The sequence below is a fragment of the Pseudomonas sp. NFACC37-1 genome (assembly GCF_900101575.1).
GTDB lineage: Bacteria > Pseudomonadota > Gammaproteobacteria > Pseudomonadales > Pseudomonadaceae > Aquipseudomonas > Aquipseudomonas fluorescens_AA.
On record NZ_FMUZ01000020.1, the window covers coordinates 87,509 to 108,059 of the forward strand.

At 60.8% G+C, this 20,551-nt stretch carries 24 protein-coding genes; 13 read left to right on the forward strand and 11 right to left on the reverse strand.

Annotated elements, in window-relative coordinates; translation table 11 throughout:
* Nucleotides 1-68: 68 nt before the first annotated feature.
* Complete coding sequence (gene rarD / locus BLP82_RS19835; RefSeq protein WP_092172024.1) at nt 69-953, forward strand: EamA family transporter RarD; 885 nt, start codon at nt 69-71, stop codon at nt 951-953.
* Nucleotides 954-1,128: 175 nt separating this feature from the next.
* Here the strand turns inward: rarD and hppD are convergent, their stop codons facing one another.
* The gene (hppD, locus tag BLP82_RS19840) at nt 1,129-2,205 is read right to left on the reverse strand and encodes a 4-hydroxyphenylpyruvate dioxygenase (RefSeq protein WP_092172026.1); all 1,077 of its coding nucleotides are present in this window, start codon (nt 2,203-2,205) and stop codon (nt 1,129-1,131) included.
* Between the two features lie 250 nt (nt 2,206-2,455).
* Nucleotides 2,456-3,400: a DMT family transporter gene (locus BLP82_RS19845; RefSeq protein WP_092172029.1), complete on the reverse strand. Its 945-nt coding sequence runs from the start codon at nt 3,398-3,400 to the stop codon at nt 2,456-2,458.
* Between the two features lie 240 nt (nt 3,401-3,640).
* Between BLP82_RS19845 and BLP82_RS19850 the strand changes: the two genes are divergently transcribed.
* The 3 genes from BLP82_RS19850 to BLP82_RS19860 all read left to right on the forward strand — a co-directional run bounded on the left by BLP82_RS19850 (nt 3,641) and on the right by BLP82_RS19860 (nt 6,791).
* A complete protein-coding gene (locus tag BLP82_RS19850) occupies nt 3,641-4,504 on the forward strand; it encodes a LysR family transcriptional regulator (RefSeq protein WP_092172032.1) in 864 nt (287 codons plus the stop codon).
* A gap of 152 nt (nt 4,505-4,656) precedes the next feature.
* Nucleotides 4,657-6,201, forward strand: coding sequence for an EAL domain-containing protein (locus BLP82_RS19855; protein WP_092172035.1), 1,545 nt, complete (start codon nt 4,657-4,659; stop codon nt 6,199-6,201).
* A gap of 224 nt (nt 6,202-6,425) precedes the next feature.
* Complete coding sequence (locus BLP82_RS19860; RefSeq protein ID WP_058544518.1) at nt 6,426-6,791, forward strand: histone-like nucleoid-structuring protein, MvaT/MvaU family; 366 nt, start codon at nt 6,426-6,428, stop codon at nt 6,789-6,791.
* Nucleotides 6,792-6,898: 107 nt separating this feature from the next.
* On the opposite strand, the gene BLP82_RS19865 is transcribed toward BLP82_RS19860, so the two are convergent.
* Nucleotides 6,899-7,435 (reverse strand): DUF4946 domain-containing protein, encoded by a 537-nt coding sequence (locus tag BLP82_RS19865; protein WP_092172039.1) that lies wholly within the window; start codon nt 7,433-7,435, stop codon nt 6,899-6,901.
* Between the two features lie 195 nt (nt 7,436-7,630).
* On the opposite strand from BLP82_RS19865, the gene gloA reads away from it, so the two are divergent.
* Nucleotides 7,631-8,152: a lactoylglutathione lyase gene (gene gloA / locus BLP82_RS19870; RefSeq protein ID WP_060741672.1), complete on the forward strand. Its 522-nt coding sequence runs from the start codon at nt 7,631-7,633 to the stop codon at nt 8,150-8,152.
* Nucleotides 8,153-8,328: 176 nt separating this feature from the next.
* On the opposite strand, the gene ahpF is transcribed toward gloA, so the two are convergent.
* The 4 genes from ahpF to galU form a co-directional block, all read right to left on the reverse strand.
* Nucleotides 8,329-9,891, reverse strand: coding sequence for an alkyl hydroperoxide reductase subunit F (ahpF, locus tag BLP82_RS19875; RefSeq protein ID WP_060741671.1), 1,563 nt, complete (start codon nt 9,889-9,891; stop codon nt 8,329-8,331).
* 124 nt (nt 9,892-10,015) lie between these two features.
* On the reverse strand, nt 10,016-10,579 hold the full coding sequence (gene ahpC / locus BLP82_RS19880; protein ID WP_047227636.1) for an alkyl hydroperoxide reductase subunit C: 564 nt from the start codon (nt 10,577-10,579) through the stop codon (nt 10,016-10,018).
* A gap of 247 nt (nt 10,580-10,826) precedes the next feature.
* Nucleotides 10,827-12,182 carry a glutathione-disulfide reductase gene (gorA, locus tag BLP82_RS19885; RefSeq protein WP_092172044.1) on the reverse strand — a complete coding sequence of 452 codons (1,356 nt, stop codon included), beginning with the start codon at nt 12,180-12,182 and terminating at the stop codon, nt 10,827-10,829.
* A 379-nt stretch (nt 12,183-12,561) separates the two neighbouring features.
* Complete coding sequence (gene galU, locus BLP82_RS19890; RefSeq protein WP_003182953.1) at nt 12,562-13,401, reverse strand: UTP--glucose-1-phosphate uridylyltransferase GalU; 840 nt, start codon at nt 13,399-13,401, stop codon at nt 12,562-12,564.
* 234 nt (nt 13,402-13,635) lie between these two features.
* On the opposite strand from galU, the gene BLP82_RS19895 reads away from it, so the two are divergent.
* Both BLP82_RS19895 and BLP82_RS19900 read left to right on the forward strand, forming a co-directional pair.
* Nucleotides 13,636-13,848, forward strand: a complete 213-nt coding sequence (locus tag BLP82_RS19895) for a hypothetical protein (RefSeq protein WP_060741669.1) — start codon at nt 13,636-13,638, stop codon at nt 13,846-13,848.
* Nucleotides 13,849-13,963: 115 nt separating this feature from the next.
* A complete protein-coding gene (locus BLP82_RS19900) occupies nt 13,964-14,245 on the forward strand; it encodes a hypothetical protein (protein ID WP_053122949.1) in 282 nt (93 codons plus the stop codon).
* Nucleotides 14,246-14,275: 30 nt separating this feature from the next.
* On the opposite strand, the gene BLP82_RS19905 is transcribed toward BLP82_RS19900, so the two are convergent.
* Complete coding sequence (locus BLP82_RS19905; protein WP_072411518.1) at nt 14,276-14,506, reverse strand: hypothetical protein; 231 nt, start codon at nt 14,504-14,506, stop codon at nt 14,276-14,278.
* 108 nt (nt 14,507-14,614) lie between these two features.
* Complete coding sequence (locus tag BLP82_RS19910) at nt 14,615-14,965, reverse strand: hypothetical protein (protein WP_053122953.1); 351 nt, start codon at nt 14,963-14,965, stop codon at nt 14,615-14,617.
* 201 nt (nt 14,966-15,166) lie between these two features.
* On the opposite strand from BLP82_RS19910, the gene BLP82_RS19915 reads away from it, so the two are divergent.
* From BLP82_RS19915 to ada, 5 genes are all read left to right on the forward strand, one after another.
* Nucleotides 15,167-15,469 (forward strand): DUF1883 domain-containing protein, encoded by a 303-nt coding sequence (locus tag BLP82_RS19915; RefSeq protein WP_003182962.1) that lies wholly within the window; start codon nt 15,167-15,169, stop codon nt 15,467-15,469.
* 28 nt (nt 15,470-15,497) lie between these two features.
* Nucleotides 15,498-15,668 carry a hypothetical protein gene (locus BLP82_RS31210; RefSeq protein WP_092172049.1) on the forward strand — a complete coding sequence of 57 codons (171 nt, stop codon included), beginning with the start codon at nt 15,498-15,500 and terminating at the stop codon, nt 15,666-15,668.
* Between the two features lie 259 nt (nt 15,669-15,927).
* Entirely contained in the window at nt 15,928-16,656 is a 729-nt protein-coding gene (locus tag BLP82_RS19925) for a 2OG-Fe(II) oxygenase (RefSeq protein WP_170842346.1), read from the forward strand.
* Entirely contained in the window at nt 16,646-17,326 is a 681-nt protein-coding gene (gene alkB / locus BLP82_RS19930) for a DNA oxidative demethylase AlkB (protein WP_092172060.1), read from the forward strand. Before BLP82_RS19925 ends, alkB begins: the two co-directional genes overlap by 11 nt.
* A gap of 87 nt (nt 17,327-17,413) precedes the next feature.
* Nucleotides 17,414-18,487 carry a bifunctional DNA-binding transcriptional regulator/O6-methylguanine-DNA methyltransferase Ada gene (gene ada / locus BLP82_RS19935; RefSeq protein ID WP_092172052.1) on the forward strand — a complete coding sequence of 358 codons (1,074 nt, stop codon included), beginning with the start codon at nt 17,414-17,416 and terminating at the stop codon, nt 18,485-18,487.
* Here ada and BLP82_RS19940 read toward each other — a convergent pair.
* On the reverse strand, nt 18,451-18,939 hold the full coding sequence (locus tag BLP82_RS19940) for a GyrI-like domain-containing protein (protein ID WP_060741664.1): 489 nt from the start codon (nt 18,937-18,939) through the stop codon (nt 18,451-18,453). The genes ada and BLP82_RS19940 overlap by 37 nt on opposite strands.
* 149 nt (nt 18,940-19,088) lie before the next feature.
* Here BLP82_RS19940 and BLP82_RS19945 point away from each other — a divergent pair, with 149 nt between their 5' ends.
* On the forward strand, nt 19,089-20,162 hold the full coding sequence (locus BLP82_RS19945; RefSeq protein ID WP_092172055.1) for an NAD(P)H-dependent flavin oxidoreductase: 1,074 nt from the start codon (nt 19,089-19,091) through the stop codon (nt 20,160-20,162).
* A 77-nt stretch (nt 20,163-20,239) separates the two neighbouring features.
* Here the strand turns inward: BLP82_RS19945 and BLP82_RS19950 are convergent.
* The coding region (locus BLP82_RS19950; protein ID WP_139197885.1) for an integrase core domain-containing protein at nt 20,240-20,551 on the reverse strand (312 nt) is incomplete at its 5' end.

Consider the following 20,551-nt stretch of genomic DNA (forward strand, 5'->3'; position numbering starts at 1 on the left):
TTCGCCCCCAGCGGGGATAAATCCCCTCGCCACAAAGGGTGCTAGTTGCTCCCCTCAAGAGAATAAAAGTGTCCAAAGGCATCGCTCTATCGGTCTCGGCCTCTGCGCTGTTCGCCGTCATGTACTACTACACCTCATTGCTCTCACCCCTGAGCGGCGTGGAGATCTTCGGTTGGCGCATGCTGCTGACGATGCCATGCATGACCGCCTTCCTGCTGGTGACGCGGGACTGGCACCTGGTCACGGCGCTGATCCAACGCCTGGTCGCCACACCAAGGCTATTGATCGCGGCAATCGTCTCTTCGGCCCTGATGGGCGCGCAGCTGTGGCTGTTCATGTGGGCGCCGCTCAATGGCTACAGCCTGGACGTGTCACTGGGGTACTTCCTGCTGCCGCTGTCGATGGTCCTGACCGGGCGCATCGTCTATGGCGAGCGCCTGTCCTACCTGCAGAAAGTCGCCGTGTTCTTCGCCACCCTTGGCGTGTTCAACGAGTTGTACCGGGTGGGTGGTTTTTCCTGGGCAACCTTGCTGGTGGTGATCGGCTACCCGATCTATTTCATCCTGCGCAAACGCATCAAGACCGACAACCTCGGCGGACTCTGGCTGGACATGACCCTGATGCTGCCCGTGGCGCTGTGGTTCGTGCAAAGCGGTGAACAGGGGTTCCACGTATTCGATCAATACCCGCGGCTGTCGCTGCTGATCCCGTTGCTCGGGGTGATCAGCGTCAGCGCGCTGGTGTCTTATATCGTCGCCAGCCGGCTGCTGCCGTTCAGCCTGTTCGGCTTGTTGAGTTACGTCGAGCCGGTCTTGCTGCTGGGCGTTGCGCTGCTGTTGGGCGAAAGCATCAAGGCCGGTGAATGGCTGACCTACATCCCCATCTGGATGGCCGTGGCGGTGTTGGTGTTCGAAGGCTTCAAGCACCTGGTGCGGCAGCGGCGCAGGGCTTGAGGCCAACATCAACCCCTGTGGGAGCGAGCTTGCTCGCGATGGCGTCGGATCAGCCAATATTGATGCAAGCCGACCCACCGCTATCGCGAGCAAGCTCGCTCCCATAGGGGGTTGCGTCGTTCAATAAAAAGCCCGCCTGGCAACACTGCCAGGCGGACTTTTTTGCACTCAGGTGTCACTCGGTCGCCAGCACACCACGACGCACCTGGTCGCGCTCGATGGACTCGAACAGCGCCTTGAAGTTGCCTTCGCCAAAGCCGTCGTCGCCCTTGCGCTGGATGAATTCGAAGAACACCGGCCCCATCAGGGTTTCCGAGAAGATCTGCAGCAGCAGGCGCTTATCACCCTGCTCGGAAGCACCATCGAGCAAAATGCCCCGCGATTGCAGTTCATCCACCGGTTCGCCGTGGTTCGGCAGGCGGCCTTCGAGCATTTCGTAGTAGGTGTCCGGCGGCGCGGTCATGAAGCGCATGCCGATGCTCTTCAAGTGGTCCCAGGTCTTGATCAGGTCATCGGTGAGGAAGGCCACGTGCTGGATGCCTTCGCCGTTGAACTGCATCAGGAACTCTTCGATTTGCCCTGCGCCCTTGGACGACTCTTCGTTCAACGGGATGCGGATCATGCCATCCGGGGCGGTCATGGCCTTGGAGGTCAGGCCGGTGTATTCGCCCTTGATGTCGAAGTAACGGATCTCGCGGAAGTTGAACAACTTCTCGTAGAAGCCGGCCCAGTAGGCCATGCGCCCGCGGTACACGTTGTGGGTCAGGTGATCGATGATTTTCAGGCCCGCGCCCATCGGGTTGCGGTCCACACCTTCGAGGAACACGAAATCGATGTCATAGATCGAGCTGCCTTCGCCAAAACGGTCGATCAGGTACAGCGGCGCACCGCCGATGCCCTTGATGGCCGGCAGGTTCAGCTCCATCGGGCCGGTCTCGATGTGGATCGGCTGGGCGCCGAGTTCCAGGGCGCGCTTGTAGGCCAGTTGCGAATCCTTGACCCGGAACGCCATGCCGCACACCGACGGGCCGTGCTCGGCGGCAAAGTACGAGGCCACGCTGTGGGGTTCGTTGTTGAGGATCAGGTTGATCGCGCCCTGGCGATACAGGTGCACATCCTTGGAACGGTGGGTGGCCACTTTGGTGAAGCCCATGATCTCGAAGATCGGCTCCAGGATGTTGGGGGTCGGGGATGCGAATTCAATGAATTCGAAGCCCATCAGGCCCATGGGGTTTTCGTATAGATCTGCCATGTCGGCACCTCATCATTCTGGTCAATTAACAAAAAACGTTAGTTGCAGGCCATGCTGAGGACACGGGGCGGCGCGCAGGAAATGCCACGAACGCTGCGGGCGAGGAAATCGCCGTAGATCAGTTGAAACCCAAGTATCTTCATTGTCGACCCAAGGCTCTTGCGGGCGAGGCTTCTGCTGCCAGAAGACGCTATTCTTATATGCGTAAATCGATTCTACACAGCGTAACCGGATTTGTCCGCCTTCTGAATCAAATCGCCTTTTCCTCCGACCGCGCAAGGGGTTTGTTGCACAGGAAAATACCCACCAGGATCACGCCCCCGCCGACGCACATCAAGGCCGTAAGCCGTTCGTCCAGCAGCAACGCCCCCAGCAGCACCGCCGTCAGCGGGTTGAGCGCGATGAATACGCCAGAGCGGGTCGCGCCGATCCGGCGAATGCCGTCATACCAGGCGATATAGGCCAGGGCCGAGCCCAGCACGCCGAGGTACAACAGGCTCAGCCATTGCTCCATATCCAGTGCACGCAGGGCGTCGAGCCGAACCTCGCCCGCCACCGCGCAGGTCAGCCACAACATCAGCGTGCCCAGCAGAATCGACCAGGTCACGGTCTGCAAGGGGCCGAGGCTGTCATTGAGTTTTTTCGAAAACAGCGAATAGATGCCCCAGCCCAGCACGCAGCCAAAAATCAACAGGTCGCCGATCCAGCCCTGCGTCGCGCCTTGTAGCAAGGACGGATCACGACTGACAATCACCAACCCCGCCCCGCCGATGCACAGCACGATGCCCGCCACTTTCAGGCGGCTGAGCCGCTCCTTGAACAACCACCAGGATGCCAGCCCGATCACCGCCGGGTTCAAGGCCACGATCAGCGAAGCCCGCGATGCATTGATGTACTGCAAACCATAGAAGAAGCACAGGTTGTAGAAAAAGATGCCGAAGAACCCCAGCGCCGCCAATTGCAGCCCCTGCTTCACAGTGGGCCTGGCCAGCGGGATCCCGGCCAGGGCGAGAAACGCCAGCAGCGCGAGACTCGCCAGCAGGAACCGCAGGCTGGCGGCAAACATCGGCGCCAGGGCATCGGCAAGGATCCGGCCGGCCACGAAGGTCCCGCCCCAGATCATGGTGACCATGGCGAGCTTCAGGTAGACCGGCAGGTCCGACGGGATCGGGACGGTTTGTTCGAGGGTTTTCATGGTGCACCGAAACCTGTAAGTGAAGTCACTTACAAAACCTGTGGCGAGGGGATTTATCCCCGCTGGGCTGCGCAGCGGCCCCAAACCTGACGACTCGGTGTGTCTGGAGTTCGAGGGGGCCGCTTCGCGCCCCAACGGGGATAAATCCCCTCGCCACAAAGTTCTGTATTGCTTTCTGATTCGAATCAGATGCCTCATCATCAGGCTCATGCTTTGTCATCGTAAAATGAGCGATCACTCATGACCCTCACTCAACTCGAAATCTTCTCCCTGGTCGCCGAGCTGCGGGGTTTCACCGCCGCGGCCACGCGCCTGGGCATTGGCCAGTCCGCGGTGTCCCACGCCATCAAATCCCTGGAACAAGAGTTGGGCGTGGAATTGCTCAGGCGCCATCAGTCGGTGGTGGAGCTCAGCGACATTGGCCAGCAGCTACTGCTGCGGGCCCGGGCCATGCTCGGGCTGGCCAACACCTTGCGTCAGGAAGCCGCCGATGCCCGGGGCATGCGCCGAGGCACCTTGCGTATCGGCTCGTTCGGGCCGACGTCATCGATGAAACTGCTACCCGGGATCCTGCGGCGCTATCGAGCCTTGCATCCCGGGATCGAAGTGCACATCGACGAAGGGCCCGACAGGCAGGTCATCCAATGGCTGGACGAACGGCGGATCGACGTCGGTTTCGTGGTGCTGCCCGAGGAGCGTTTCGATACGTTCGCGTTGCTGGAAGATCAGATGGTCGCCCTGCTGCCCGCCTCACATCCCCTCGCCGCCCAGGCCAGCCTGAGCCTCAAGGACCTGTGCAACGACCCCTTCGTGCACACCGAGGCCGGATCGTCGGAGCTGGTCACGCGCCTGTTCAATGCCGCCCGGCTGACACCGAACGTGCGTTTTCGTTGTACGCAGTTGCTCAGCACCCTGGATGTCGTCGGGCGTGGCGAGGCAGTGAGCGTGGTGTCCGAAGGGTCGTTGCCGGACGATGGAAATCCCGGTTACGTCGCCCGGCCCCTGTCGCCGCGGGTGCCGCGCCAGATCGGCCTGGCGGTATTGGACAGCCGCCAGGCCTCGCCCGCCACCCTGGCGTTCATCGAACTGGCCCGACAGTCATGAGCCTGTGCTAGGGGCAGAGCTTGCTCGCGATGGCGGTGGGTCAGCTTGCAACAATTACGGGCATGTTCACAGACAGGCAAGTCACCGACAGGCCATCTATCATGGTCGGCATCCGACGCTCCCCTCCTCCCCCTTTTCCTCAGGTTGTGCCGATGCCCTTGACCGCCACCCGCTCGCACACCCGTTCCCGTCGCTATCTGGTCACCCTGCTTTGCGGCCTGGTGCCGATCCTGTCGGGGCTGGCCATTTTGTACATGCAGGCCGAACGGACGCTGGCGCAACACACCCGGCAGACCGCCGAGGAGTCGGTCAGGCAGATCGAACTGATGCTCGACAACACCGTGTTGGCGGCCCGTGAACTATTGCCCCTGGCCGGCCAACCCTGCGAAGCGGTGGAGCTGGCCTTGCGCGAACAGGTGACGCGCCGGCCCTTTGTCCGCTCGACCAACCTGATCTGGGACAACAACCTCTATTGCAGCTCGCTGTTCGGGGCCTTCGAGGAACGCGTCAACCCGAGCGACTATCACCAAGGCACGCTGTGGCTCCTGGACGGCAACCCGGTCACGCCGGACACCGCGTTGCTGATCTACCGGCTCAATGAGGGCCGGCAAGGCGCCTTGGCCACCCTTGACGGGTATCACCTGGACAACGTCCTGCGCCTGATCGGTCGCCAGACCCGGCTGCGGCTGCAAGTCGGGCCGAATTGGCTGGCGGCGGACGGCAAGGTCCGGTCAGCGCCCTTGCCCGGGTCGCCTGTGGCCCAGACCGAACTGGGTTCAGCGCGCTACGCCTTCAATGTGGAAGCCGGATTCGACGAGGGTGAAACCTGGCGCTACATGGCCAGGGAATATCCGCCGCTGTTCAGCTTGCTGATCTTCTTCGGCGTTGTGGCCGGGACGCTCGGACACTGGCTGCAAAAGCGCGCCTCGTCTCCCAGCCGTGAATTGCAACGGGCGCTGGAAGCCGGCGAGTTCGTGCCCTACCTGCAACCGGTGGTGCACAGCGACAGCAAACGCTGGGCCGGCGTCGAGGTGCTGATGCGCTGGAACCATCCCAAGGAAGGCTTGGTCCGCCCGGATCTGTTCATTCCCTTCGCCGAACACAGTGGCGTGATCGTGCCAATGACCCGCGCGCTGATGCAGCAAACCATGCACCTGCTGGTGCCGCTTGCGCCTCGACTCGAAGCGCCGTTTCATGTCGGCATCAACATCACTGCCCGCCACTGCCGGGATCTGGCGCTGGTGGACGATTGTCGCGAGTTTCTCAATGCCTTCGCGCCGGGCGCGATGACCCTGGTGCTGGAGTTGACCGAGCGCGAGCTGATCGAACCGACACCCGTGACCCGCCAACTGTTCGACCAACTGAGGGATTTGGGTGTCAAGATCGCCCTCGACGATTTCGGCACCGGGCATTCCAGCCTGGCGTACTTGCGCCAGTTCAATGTGGACTTCCTGAAGATCGACCAGAGTTTCGTCGCGATGATCGGTGCCGACGCCCTGTCGCGCCACCTCCTCGATAGCATCATCGAACTGTCGGGCAAGTTGGACCTGGATATGGTTGCCGAGGGTGTCGAAACCGTCGAACAAAGCGACTACCTGAGCGCCCATGGGGTGAACTTTCTACAAGGCTATCTATTTGGCCGACCGATGAGCGGGCAGGCGTTCGTTGAGACCTTGACCGGCACTAATGGCAGTTAACTGCCGTCGATCTATTGACGATGTCCTGCCAATTGATAAAAGCGTTTGCTGTTGTTACATAACGAAAAAGTTACGATTTACACTTTCTGGATTAACTACTACAATTTTTCTACCTGTGCCACATAACAGGAGAGAGTCATTAACACCGAGTCGCTTCAAGGCGCTTGGCTTATAGCTTTGTTTGCGGTTGGTATCAGCCAAATATTTTGATTGGAGTAATCATTTTGTCCAGACTCGCTGAATTTCGTGCAGCCGAAAAGGCCCTTCAAGAACAGCTCAAGCAGCTGGAATCGCTGAAGAACGATGCCGGGCTCAAGAAGGAAATCGAATTCGAGGAAAAGCTCCAGGGACTGATGAAAACCTACGGCAAGAGCCTGCGCGACATCGTCGCGATCCTCGATCCGAACCCGTCCAAGGCGAGCCTGCAATCGACCAAGCCCACCAAGACACGCCGTGCGCGAGTGGTGAAGGTTTACCAGAACCCGCACACCGGCGAGTTGATCGAAACCAAGGGCGGCAATCACCGCGGCCTGAAAGCCTGGAAAGAACAGTACGGTGCAGCGACCGTCGATTCCTGGCTGCGTGGTTGACAGTGCTTGGCTGACAACCCCCAAGACACAAAAAAGCCCTGAACACTCAGGGCTTTTTATGGGCTGGACTTTAGGATTAAACCCATTGGCGTACTACGCTAAAGGTCTCATAGTTTCAAACTGTTTCGCACCAACTGTATTTCATCCTGGCTTTCAACAAACACCTGCGCCTGCCCTGCATAGGACAGCACATAAGCCTTGCCCTCATTTAGTGCCGCGACGAGTGCCTGAGACAATACATGTCGTCCGTTTTGCGTGATCGTGCAAGTGGTTTCCAATGCAGTTACGCCGCCCAACATGGAGGCATGGACCTTAGTGCATACACTTTGGTAACCACCTTGGAAAAAATCCTTCTGGATTGACTTGCGCATTTCCAGCAATACGCCTTGCAAGTTGACCTGATGATCGGGCTCGACGGGGGTGGTGGTCAGTTCCATGACCATCACGGCGTTGCCTGCCGGATCACTTTTGGTTGCCCGTTGGCGCAGGGTTCCGGGTGGTGCCGAGGCCGACGCGTCTGCCGGCAGCGGTTCGACAATCCAGCCCTGGGGCCACTGGATCTGCGGTTCGGCGGCCTGGACACCACCGACACCCGCAACACTGGCAAACAGCAGGACAAACAGCGAAAGGAACGGTCGAATCATTGCGAGGCCACTCAAGGACGAATCGTAAAGTCTGAAGCCCGGGGCAGCACCAGGCAATAGCCACGTGCGGTTTGGCGACACCGCGCCCCTTGCGTATCATGGGCGCGCCTGCAAGGAAGCCGTCTGACGCAAGCCCAGGAACCGTCGCGACCACGCTTGCGACGCCGTTTGCCCCACTTATTTTCCGGAGGGCCCATGAGCCTGCACGAACTCAATACTTTCCCTGGCGTTACCGCACAACCTGACGCCGCCACGGCCAGGTTCGTCTTCAACCACACCATGCTGCGGGTCAAGGACATCACCAAGTCCCTGGATTTCTACACCCGCGTGCTGGGTTTCTCGCTGGTGGAAAAACGCGACTTCCCGGAAGCCGAATTCAGCCTGTATTTCCTGGCGCTGGTGGACAAGAACCAGATCCCGGCGGACGCGGCGGCGCGCACCGAATGGATGAAATCGATCCCTGGCATCCTGGAACTGACCCACAACCACGGCACCGAAAACGACCCGGCGTTCGCCTACCATAACGGCAACACCGACCCACGGGGTTTCGGCCACATCTGCATCTCGGTACCGGACGTCGTCGCAGCCTGCGAGCGCTTCGAAGCACTGGGCTGCGACTTCCAGAAACGCCTGAGCGATGGCCGCATGAAAAGCCTGGCCTTCATCAAGGACCCGGATGGCTACTGGGTCGAAATCATCCAGCCCGCGCCGCTGTAAGCTCTACTGACGCCCATTGTGGGAGCGAGCTTGCTCGCGATGAGGGCAGCACATTCAGCATTGATGCAAGCTGATCCACCGCCATCGCGAGCAAGCTCGTTCCCACAGAATGATGGGCGATAAAAAACCCCATGAGCCAAGGCTCATGGGGTTTTGCTTTTGCTGCGATCGACCGCTCAGGCCGGCGCGGAAGTGCGGATCAGGTGGTCGAAGGCGCTCAGCGAAGCCTTGGCACCCTCGCCCACGGCGATCACGATCTGCTTGTACGGCACAGTGGTCACGTCACCAGCGGCGAACACGCCCGGGATCGAGGTTTCACCACGGGCATCGACGATAATCTCACCCCTCGGCGACAGCTCGACGGTGCCTTTGAGCCAATCGGTGTTGGGCAACAGGCCGATCTGCACGAAGATCCCTTCCAGTTCCACGTCCCGCACTTCACCGCTCGGACGGTCCTTGTAGCGCAAGCCATTGACCTTCTGGCCGTCCCCCGTCACTTCGGTGGTCTGGGCGTTGGTCACCACTGTCACGTTCGGCAGGCTGTGCAGTTTGCGCTGCAACACCGCGTCGGCACGCAGTTGCACATCGAACTCCAGCAACGTGACGTGGGCCACGATACCCGCCAGGTCGATGGCTGCCTCAACGCCGGAGTTACCGCCGCCGATCACCGCCACGCGCTTGCCTTTGAACAGCGGGCCGTCGCAGTGCGGGCAATACGCCACGCCCTTGTTGCGATATTGCTGCTCGCCCGGCACGTTCATTTCGCGCCAGCGGGCGCCGGTCGCCAGGATCACGGTCTTGGCCTTGAGGCTCGCACCGCTGGCGAACTTGATTTCATGCAGGCTGCCGTCCTTGCCCGGCAGCAAGGCGTCGGCACGCTGAAGGTTCATGATGTCCACGTCGTACTGCTTGACGTGTTCTTCCAGGGCAACAGCCAGTTTCGGCCCTTCGGTTTCCTGGACCGAGATGAAGTTCTCGATGGCCATGGTGTCGAGCACCTGGCCGCCGAAACGTTCGGCCGCCACACCGGTGCGGATGCCTTTACGGGCCGCGTAGATCGCCGCCGAAGCGCCAGCCGGGCCGCCGCCGACCACCAGCACATCGAAGGCATCCTTGGCACTGATTTTCTCAGCCTGGCGTTCGATGCCGCTGGTGTCGATCTTGGCGAGAATCTCTTCCAGGCCCATGCGGCCCTGGCCGAAGTTCACGCCGTTCAGGTAAATGCTGGGCACGGCCATGATCTGGCGCTCATCGACTTCGGCCTGGAACAGCGCGCCGTCGATGGCGACGTGGCGAATGTTCGGGTTCAGCACCGCCATCAGGTTCAGCGCCTGGACCACGTCCGGGCAGTTCTGGCACGACAGCGAGAAATAAGTCTCGAAGTTGAACTCGCCTTCAAGGGCGCGGATCTGTTCGATGACCTCGACACTGGCCTTCGATGGGTGGCCGCCGACTTGCAACAGGGCCAACACCAGCGAAGTGAATTCGTGGCCCATGGGAATGCCGGCAAAACGCAGGCTGATATCGGCTCCCGGGCGGTTCAACGAGAACGACGGCTTGCGCCCATCGGTACCGTTGTCGAGCAAGGTAATCTGGTGGGAAAGACTGGCAACTTCTTGGAGTAACGCGAGCATTTCCTGGGATTTCGCACCGTCGTCGAGGGAAGCGACGATCTCGATCGGCTGGGTGACCCGTTCCAGGTATGACTTCAACTGAGCTTTAAGATTGGCGTCCAACATACGGGCGATTTCCATTTTGTGAATTCAGAAAAAAACAACGCCCGAGCGAATCTCGCCCGGGCGTTTTTTGGGGCGAAGCGGCTTACTTGATTAAGAGCGGATCGCCCTCGGATGACTCATAGACTTAGATCTTGCCGACTAGGTCCAGGGACGGAGCCAGGGTGGCTTCGCCTTCTTTCCACTTGGCTGGGCAGACTTCGCCCGGGTGAGCGGCAACATACTGAGCGGCCTTGACCTTGCGCAGCAGCTCGGAAGCGTCGCGGCCTACACCACCGTCGTTGATCTCGACGATCTTGATCTGGCCTTCCGGGTTGATCACGAAAGTACCGCGGTCAGCCAGGCCGACTTCTTCGATCAGCACGTCGAAGTTGCGGGAGATGACGTGAGTCGGGTCACCGATCATGGTGTACTGGATCTTGCCGATGGCTGGCGAAGTGTTGTGCCAGGCGGCGTGGGCGAAGTGAGTGTCGGTGGAGACGCTGTAGATCTCGACGCCCAGTTTCTTGAATTCGGCGTAGTTGTCAGCCAAGTCTTCCAGCTCGGTTGGGCAAACGAAAGTGAAGTCGGCTGGGTAGAAGAACACGACAGACCATTTGCCTTTCAGGTCGGCATCCGACACTTGGACGAATTCGCCGTTTTTGAAGGCGGTAGCGTTGAACGGTTTAACTTGGCTGTTGATGATAGGCATCGATGTTTCTCCATCAGGGTTGAGAAGTTGATGGAGGGAATCTTAACCACTCATCCCCCGGCTGGCTCATTGGCAAACCTGATGTGAATGATTGGTTTTGGCTATCAGGAATCTATATAGATAGAAAAAATCTGTAGGCGCTGGTGGAGGCTGCGATCTTTCGTTTGGGACTCAAGTGTCTGGGGAAAGATCGCAGCCTCGTTTCACTCGTCAGCTCCTACGTTTCTACGCTACGGCTCGGGCCGCGTCAGGCGACGGGCGTACGCATTGTCACGAACTCTTCGGCGGCGGTCGGGTGCACGCCGATAGTCTCGTCGAAGTCGCGCTTGGTGGCACCGGCCTTGAGGGCGATGGCCAAGCCTTGGACGATTTCACCGGCATCCGGGCCGACCATGTGGCAACCCAGGACCTTGTCGGTCCGGGCATCCACCACCAGTTTCATCAGCGTGCGCTCCTGGCAGTCGGTCAAGCTCAGCTTCATCGGCCGGAAACGGCTTTCGAAAATCTCGACCTCATGCCCCTCTTCCTTGGCCTGCTCCTCGGTCAGGCCCACCGTGCCGATGTTCGGCAGGCTGAACACGGCGGTGGGGATCATCCGGTAATCCACCAGTCGATATTGCTCGGGCTTGAACAGACGCCGCGCCACCGCCATGCCTTCGGCCAGGGCAACGGGGGTGAGCTGGACACGACCGATCACGTCGCCAATGGCCAGGATCGACGGTTCGGTGGTCTCGTATTTTTCGTTGACCTTGACAAAACCCTTCTCGTCCACCGCGACGGTGGTGTTCTCCAGGCCGAGATTGTCGAGCATCGGCCGCCGGCCGGTGGCGTAGAACACACAATCAGTGATCAACGTTTTGCCATCCTTGAGCTCGACCCTCAGGCTGCCGTCGTCCAGTTTTTCGATGGACTTGATGTCAGCGTTGAATTGCAGGTCCAGGCCACGACGGGTCAGCTCTTCGGCCAGGTGCTTGCGCACCGCACCGTCGAAACCGCGCAGGAACAGTTCGCCGCGATACAGCAACGACGTCTGCGCCCCCATGCCGTGGAAGATCCCGGCGAACTCCACCGCAATGTAGCCACCGCCCACCACGATGACGCGCTTGGGCAGTTCCTTGAGAAAGAACGCCTCGTTGGAGCTGATGGCGTGCTCGCGCCCCGGAATGTCCGGGATCACCGGCCAGCCGCCGGTGGCGATCAGGATATGCCTGGCGGTGTGACGCTGGCCGTTGATCTCGACCTCATGGGGCCCGGTCAGCCTGGCGTGACCTTCGTGCAGCGTGACGCCGCTGTTGACCAGCAGGTTGCGGTAGATGCCGTTGAGGCGATTGATTTCCTGGTCCTTGTTGGCGATCAGCGTGGCCCAGTCGAAACTTGCCTCGCCCGCCGTCCAGCCGTAGGCCGACGCTTGCTCGAAGTCCTCGGCGTAATGCGCGCCGTAGACCAGCAGTTTTTTCGGCACGCAGCCCACGTTGACACAGGTCCCGCCCAGGTAACGGCTTTCCGCCACCGCCACCTTCGCCCCAAAACCGGCGGCGAAGCGCGCAGCCCGCACACCACCGGAACCGGCGCCAATCACATACAAGTCAAAATCGTAGGCCATTTTCTATCTCCTTCGGCAGGTCATCAGCATACCTGCTGTTTTCACCTGAGGCAGCGTTGCGGTTGGTTATGGGGGCGGAAAACGAAAAAGCCAGCCGGACTGCGCGACCGCTTTCTTGTGGCAGAGTGACGACCCAAGGCCTGCCTCACCCACTTGTGGCGAGGGGATTTATCCCCGCTGGACTGCGCAGCAGTCCTAAAGCCTGCAACTGCGGTGTATCAGGCTGATCGCATCCGGATGTTGGGGCTGCTGCGCAGCCCAGCGGGGATAAATCCCCTCGCCACAGGGTTCTGTGTGCCTATCGGGCTTGGACTGCCCGGTGGTTTTCCAAAAAAAACGCCCCGAACCAGTCGGGGCGTTTTTCAAGGCGCGGCGGCTATCAGTAAGCCTTGCCGGTCTTGTAGAAGTTCTCGAAGCAGAAGTTGGTCGCGTCGATGTAGCCTTCGGCGCCACCGCAGTCGAAACGCTTGCCCTTGAACTTGTAGGCCATGACGCAGCCGTTCTGGGCCTGTTTCATCAGGGCGTCGGTGATCTGGATTTCGCCGCCCTTGCCTGGCTCGGTCTGTTCGATCAGGTCGAAGATGTCCGGGGTCAGGATGTAGCGACCGATGATCGCCAGGTTCGACGGTGCGTCTTCAGGCTTTGGTTTTTCAACCATGCTGTGAACACGGTAGATGTCGTCGCGGATCATTTCGCCGGCAATCACGCCGTACTTGTTGGTTTCCTGCGGATCGACTTCCTGGATCGCCACGATGGAGCAGCGGAACTGCTTGTACAACTTGACCATCTGGGTCAGGACGCCGTCGCCTTCGAGGTTGACGCACAGGTCGTCCGCCAGGACCACGGCGAACGGTTCGTCGCCGATCAGTGGGCGGCCGGTCAGGATCGCGTGGCCCAGGCCTTTCATTTCGGTCTGGCGGGTGTAGGAGAACGAGCACTCATCCAGCAGTTTGCGGATGCCGACCAGGTATTTTTCCTTGTCGGTGCCTTTGATCTGGTTTTCCAGCTCGTAGCTGATGTCGAAATGGTCTTCCAGCGCGCGTTTACCACGGCCAGTCACGATGGAGATTTCAGTCAGGCCCGCATCGAGGGCTTCTTCGACGCCGTACTGGATCAGTGGCTTGTTCACCACCGGCAGCATTTCTTTGGGCATGGCTTTAGTCGCTGGCAGGAAGCGAGTACCGTAACCGGCTGCTGGGAACAAGCATTTCTTGATCATATAAGTCCTTGAAAAGGCGGTGTGTACGAGTTTCGGCGCAGTCTAATCAGGCGACGGGCACCTTACAATGCCCGCACTGGCCAACCGGTGCCATCATAGAGAAATAAAAAACGGCGGATAGTTCAATCGCCTTTCGTTTCGATGGCGGCAGCGGTCCACTGTACGCCAGTGGGCGCTGTTTGCGAGCATTTGACGTATCATGGCGTCCTTGATCACGCCAATTGAGGCAGTTAGATGTCGGCAAGAAACGCAAACGGTTATTCGGTCAGCCAGGGCAAGGACGGCCAGTGGTGGATTATCAACTACCACGGCGAGCAGGTCGCCGGTCCCTTGCCCAGCAAGGCCATGGCAGTGGAAGTGGCTGCGGTATTCCAGGACGAACGCGCTGCCCCCGCGACGAAAGAGCGCGAAAGCGCCCCCGCACGCAGCCCCCGCCGCAAGAAATAACCAGACCGGCCTCCAGTAGATGCCACCCGGGCATCGAACGAGGCTGGTTTAGCTGTACCGCAATGGCCATTCGCTATAATCTCGCCGTTGCCCTTCCCTCCTCGATGACGATCTCATGAAGACACTTCTGGCGCTGTTTACAGTCCTGGCCCTGGCGGGCTGTGCCTCGGCCGAAAAAACCTATCTCGATAATGGCGAGCAGGGCTTGGCCATCGACTGCTCGGGCGAGGCCAATTCCTGGGCGACTTGCTATGAAAAGGCCGATGCGTCCTGTGCCGGCACCGGCTACCGGATCGTCGGCACCGACGGCACACCCCAGGCCAAGGAAAGCGAGAAGACCCTGGGCGTCGACGTCGGCAACTTCAGCAGCCGCAGTGTCGTGGTGGTCTGTAAATAAGCGAGTGTCCAGTATTGGCGATACAGGACACTAGATGTGAATCTCGGCGGTCTTGATGCCCAGCCCGCGTATGGTCTCGATCAGGTCATCGAGTTGGCTGAAGGACTCGACTTCGTCCTGCTCATCCACCAGGAAAAAACTGCGCCCTGCGCTTTTCTTGAAGAACACGACCCATTCGCCCGGGTTCGCCGGGTTCTGAATCACGTGGGTGGCATAAATAAGGCCTTCTGCATGGCGCTCGCGCACCTGCTCGCGTTTCATCGACTGACTCCATGAATGACAATGCCGCCAACGTTGACCGTGGCGGCATTTTTTGTCGAGGGCGCCAGTCTATCCGATGGCCGCCCGCTCGTCAGGCGCTGACGGTGTTCAGCCGGAAATACAGGCGTTGGCCGCATCCTGCACGTCGCCCGGACGCACCGGCACGTTGGACATGCTTTCGTGCAGCTTGATGCTGCTGCCACTGGAACGCTCGTCGATGTCGAACACCGCCGCCGGCAGGGTCGACAATTTGCCCGGGACGATCAGCCGCACGCCGTTCTTGTGCGGCTCCATTTGCAGCGAGCCACGGCTGCTGGCCAGCTTGTCGGCAACGCACTTGGCATATTCGTGTGGTTTCTTTCCGGAGATGACGCTCATGGTGGGAGGCGTCTGGTTGATGTCCGATACCGATGCACATCCACTCATGGCCAATGCCAACACCCACACGCTGCGCTTCATATGTTTCCTCCAATAAAGATCCTCCGACAGTGCAGACGCCGTTTTGCTCCGGTGTCGCACCGCTTTTTTTCCCGCTACCTGCGATAAATGAACAAAGCCTGGAGCGCGGGCCGGATATTAACACTCGAGGCTGATAAACTGCGCCTCATTGCCCCTTGCTATCGTTTTGATTTTGTAGAAAAAGCCCTTCTGGAGGCGCCCATGAAATTCATTCACCAGCGCGAGCACCTGAACGAAGACGACATTGTCGTCATCGAATGCTCCCAAATGTGCAACATCCGTTTGATGAACGACGCCAACTTCCGCAGCTTCAAGAACGGCGGCCGGCACACCTATCACGGTGGCGCGTTCGACACTTTCCCGGCCAGGATCACGGCGCCGAGCACCGGTTTCTGGAACATCACCATCGACACCGTCAACCGCCGTGCAATCAGCGTCACGCGCAAGCCGACCCTGACCCACAAGATCAAAATCATCCGGCGGTCCAGCTCGAAACTGAGCTGAGCATCGCCCTTTCAAGAAAGGCAAAACCGTGGCCCAGACGACCAAATACGTCATCAAGTACAAGCTCAATGGCGAACGCCGCTTCGAATTCGCGCAGCTGGAAACCGGCACCGAGGAAGAAGCCCGGGCCGCGTTGCAAAAGCTGCATGGCGAAACCGACGATGTGATCAGCGACGTCAGTGTCAGTAAAGCGCTGTAACCACCTCGTCGGCGTTGATCGTTCCCACGCTCTGCGTGGTAATGCATCCCGTGACGCTCTGCGTCACCTTGCAGAAGCGGAACGCGGAGCGTCCCTGGCGGCATTCCCACGCGGAGCGTGAGGAACGATCTTCCACCGTCCCCGCGACCCGATCGTTCCCCTCCTCCGCGCCGAATGAAACATTGACCGCAAGTCCCGGAGTGCCCCGCAACGAAGCCCACGCCAGACTGACCAATCCTTCCCACTAAGGTTTGTGCTCATGTCCACTTCCCTGCAAGCCCCCTCGCTGATCCCGCCCATGGACGACCTTGACTGGTCTGCCGTGGAGGGCAGCCTCGAGCAGGACGGCAGCGCAGTCCTGCGCAACCTGCTCACCGCCAGGCAATGCCAGAGACTCAGCAGCTTGTATGCCCAGCCCGGGCTTTTTCGTTCGAGGGTGATCATGGCCCGCCATGGATTCGGGCGCGGCGAGTATCAGTATTTTCGTTACCCGCTGCCTGACCTCGTCCAGCAACTGCGTCAGTCGTTGTATCCGCTGCTGGTACCGCTGGCCAACCGCTGGAACGCGTGCATGGGCCTCGAGGTGCGCTATCCCGACCGGCATGCCGATTTCATCCAGCGCTGCCATGCCGCCGGGCAGCAACGCCCGACGCCATTGTTGCTGCAATACGGCCCCCAGGACTACAACTGCCTGCACCAGGATCTGTACGGCGAGCAGGTGTTCCCGCTGCAGGTCGCGATCCTGCTGTCGGCACCGGGCCAGGACTTTACCGGCGGCGAGTTCGTGCTGACCGAACAACGTCCGCGCATGCAGTCGCGACCCCAGGTCATCGATCTGAAACAGGGCGACGCCGTGGTATTTGCCGTGCACCAGCGGCCGGTCGAAGGCGTTCGCGGTTACTATCGGGTGAACATGCGCCATGGCGTCAGCCGCGTGCACAGCGGCAGGCGGCACACCTTGGGAATCATTTTTCATGATGCACAGTAGTAATGACACACCGATCACATTGGACCTGTTCGCCGACCAGGCGCCCACCACGTCCGGCCAGATCGAACAGATTGGCCAACAGTCCTTCGTACTGCGGGGGTTCGCCTTGCCCTGGCTCGACCGTTTGCTGCCGACGTTGGAAAGCGTCCTGCAGGCTGCGCCGTTCCGACAGATGGTCACGCCCGGCGGCTTTACCATGTCGGTGGCCTTGAGCAGTTGTGGCGCGCTGGGCTGGACCACCGACCGCAGCGGCTATCGCTACACCGCCCATGACCCGCAGACCGGCCACCCCTGGCCCGACATGCCGGCGGTGTTTCGCGAATTGGCCCAGGCCGCCGCCCGGCAGGCGCAGTTCGAGCATTTCGAACCCGACAGCTGCCTGATCAACCGCTACGTGCCCGGCGCGCGGATGTCGCTGCACCAGGACAAGGACGAACGCTCCCTCGCCGCGCCCATCGTCTCGATCTCCCTGGGCTTGCCAGCGGTGTTCCAGTTCGGCGGCTTCGAGCGCAGCGACAAGAGCCTGCGCATCCCGTTGCTCCATGGTGACATCGTGGTTTGGGGCGGCGTGGACCGGTTGCGTTACCACGGCGTGCTGCCGCTCAAGGAAGGACAACACCCGCGCCTGGGCACCCAGCGGATCAACCTGACGTTTCGCACCGCCGGATGAAAGTACAGAATTCAACCGCAAGACCCGGAGTGTCGTCACTTGGATGGCTCGCTACTGTAGGCAAAACGGGCCAATGGAATAACGACCATGAACAGCACTTCAAACAATCTTGCCCCTGAACTGGATCCCCGCTGGGCCGCCGTGCTGGCCCGGGACCCCCGCGCCGATGGGCAATTCGTCTATGGCGTGAAAACCACCGGCATCTATTGCCACCCCAGCAGCCTGTCGCGCCTGCCCAACCCGCGCAACGTCGAATTTTTCGACACGCCGGAACAGGCCCAGGCCGCCGGCTACCGGCCCAGCAAGCGCCTGGCCCGGGACCAGACCCAGATCGCCGCCCAACAAGCGGCCCGCGTCGCGGCGGCCTGCCGGCAAATCGAGGCGGCCGAGCAACTGCCAGGCCTGAATGAACTGGCAGCAAGCGCCGGCTTGAGCCCCTTCCATTTTCATCGGGTCTTCAAGGCTGTCACCGGCCTGACGCCCAAGGGTTACGCCGCCGCCCATCGTTCACGCAAGGTGCGCGAACGCCTGGCCGATGGCGGCACGATCACCGAGGCGCTGTACGACGCCGGTTTCAACTCCAACAGCCGCTTCTATGAAGCCGCCGACAAAGTGTTGGGCATGAAGCCTACGGACTACCGCGCCGCCGGGCAGAACACCGACATCCGTTTCGCCGTCGGCCAATGCTCCCTCGGGGCGATCCTGGTGGCGCAAAGCGAGCGTGGCGTGTGCGCGATCCTGCTGGGAGACAATCCGGACACGCTGGTGCGGGACCTGCAGGACAAATTCCGCCGGGCCAACCTCATTGGCGCCGACCGCGAGTTCGAGCAATTGATCGCCCAGGTGGTGGGCTTCATCGAAGCGCCGGCCCTGGGCTTGGACCTGCCCCTGGACCTGCGCGGCACCGCCTTTCAGGAACGGGTCTGGCAAGCGTTGCGGGACATTCCCGCGGGCAGCACCGCCAGCTATGCCGAGATCGCCCAGCGCATCGGCATGCCCAAGGCCGTGCGCGCCGTGGCCCAGGCCTGCGGCGCCAACAGCCTGGCGGTGGCGATCCCTTGCCATCGGGTGGTACGCAGCGACGGCAACCTGTCGGGCTATCGCTGGGGCGTGGAACGCAAGCGTCAGTTGCTGGCGCTGGAGCGCTCGGCCGGGGACTGAACGCCGATGTAGATCGCCACCGAGTCGGGGCTGCCGTAGACCTCGAAATCGGTGGTGAAGCGGCGCAGGGTTTGCGGGTTATCCGCGAAGTAGGCCCAGATCAGGCCCCAGGTCTGGACCACGCAATCGGGCATCGGCCCCTTGGCCGAAAACACCAGGTAATCCCCGCCCTCGATGTCCACGGCGGGGTAGCCTGCGCTGGTCGCATCCACTTGCACACCGGCCGTCACGTCGAAGTGGCCGGTGGCGTCGGACTCGTAATTGGAATACACCCCGTAGACGAACGACTCCGACTGCCTGGCCGGGATCGTGTCGAACAGCCCTTCGGTGAAGAACCGCTGCCACATCGGGCCGATCCTGGCCGTGTCGGGCTGCTGCTCGTCGGTGTTGCGGGTACGCACCTGCAAACCGGCCACGGTGAAGGGTTCGACGGTCTTGAGTTTCACGTCCATGGGTCAGGCTCCTTGATAACTGAAGCCCGCATGGTAACCCTCCCGCCGTCGGGATCAAGTTGCGGCGCACGATTGAAAAACTCGACTGGCCCTCGCCGACCCACACCTGCTAAAAACGCTGTTTCCTTCTGCCGTCGGAGATCCCGCCCATGAGCCAGTGGCCAGACACTCGCATTCTTGACCTGCTCGGTATCGAGCTGCCCATCATTCAGGGGCCGCTGGCCGGGGTGACCGGGCCGGCCATGGTGGTCGCGACCTGCAATGCCGGCGGGCTGGGTTCGATGCCGGCGGCGATGCTCGATGTCGAACAACTGCGCCAGGCGCTGACGACCATCGGCGAGCAAACCGACAAGCCGTTCAACGTGAATTTTTTCTGTCACCAGCCGCCGGCCTTCGACGAACAGCGGGCCGAAACCTGGAAGCAACGGCTCAAGCCGTACTATCAGGAACTGGGCGTCGACTTCGACGCACCGACCCCGGTGTCCAACCGCACCCCCTTCGATGATGCCGCCTGCCGGGTGTTGGAGGAGATGCGTCCCAAGGTGGTCAGTTTCCACTTTGGCCTGCCGGAAAAATCCCTGCTGGACCGGGTAAAGGCCACCGGTGCGAAAATCCTCTCTTCGGCCACCACCGTCGAGGAAGCCATCTGGCTCGAACAGCACGGTTGCGACGCGATCATCGCCATGGGCTATGAGGCCGGCGGGCATCGCGGGATGTTCCTCAGCGACGACCTCAACACCCAGGTCGGTCTGTTTGCCTTGCTGCCGCAGGTAGTGGATGCGGTGAAGGTACCGGTGATCGCCACCGGCGGCATTGGCGATGCCCGCGGAATTGTCGCGGCATTCGCCCTGGGCGCCTCGGCGGTACAACTGGGCAGCGCCTACCTGTTCACCCCCGAAGCGAAAATCAGCGCGTCCCATCATCGGGCGTTGCGCACGGCCAAGGAAAGCCAGACCGCTGTCACCAACCTGTTCACCGGCCGTCCGGCCCGGGGCATCGTCAACCGGGTGATGCGCGAAGTGGGTCCGATGAGCCCCCTCGCGCCGGCATTCCCCTTGGCGGGCGGCGCGTTGATGCCGTTGCGCGCCAAGGGCGAAGCGGACTTCAGCAACCTCTGGGCCGGCCAGGCGTTTCCCCTGGGCCGCGAGCTGTCGAGCGCCGAACTGACCCGGCGGTTGGCTGAAGAGGCGTTGGCCCGATTCGACAACTGGGGGCGGTCCTGACAGTCGTCATCGCCTGTCAGGCCGCCATCGCGAGCAAGCTGAACTGGTCAAGTAATCCCGGACACCGATTACGGTGTTTATGCCGCTTTTTGCTCCATGGCTATTGGCGACAGGTAGTTGTTGTAGCTGTGGAGCCTGGTGCGGTTGTAGTACATGAAGAAACGCACCATGTCCGTTTTTGCCTCCTCGATCAGGCTGTAGCCATTGCGAGGTACCCACTCTGACTTCAGCGTGCCGAAAAAACGCTCTGTTGGAGCGTTGTCCCAGCACTGTCCCCGATGGCTCATGCTTTGCACAATGCCGTGGCGGGTCAGTTCTTCTTGAAACTTGCGACTGGTGTACTGACATCCTTGGTCTGAGTGAAACATCAGCCCTGGGGGACACGTTCG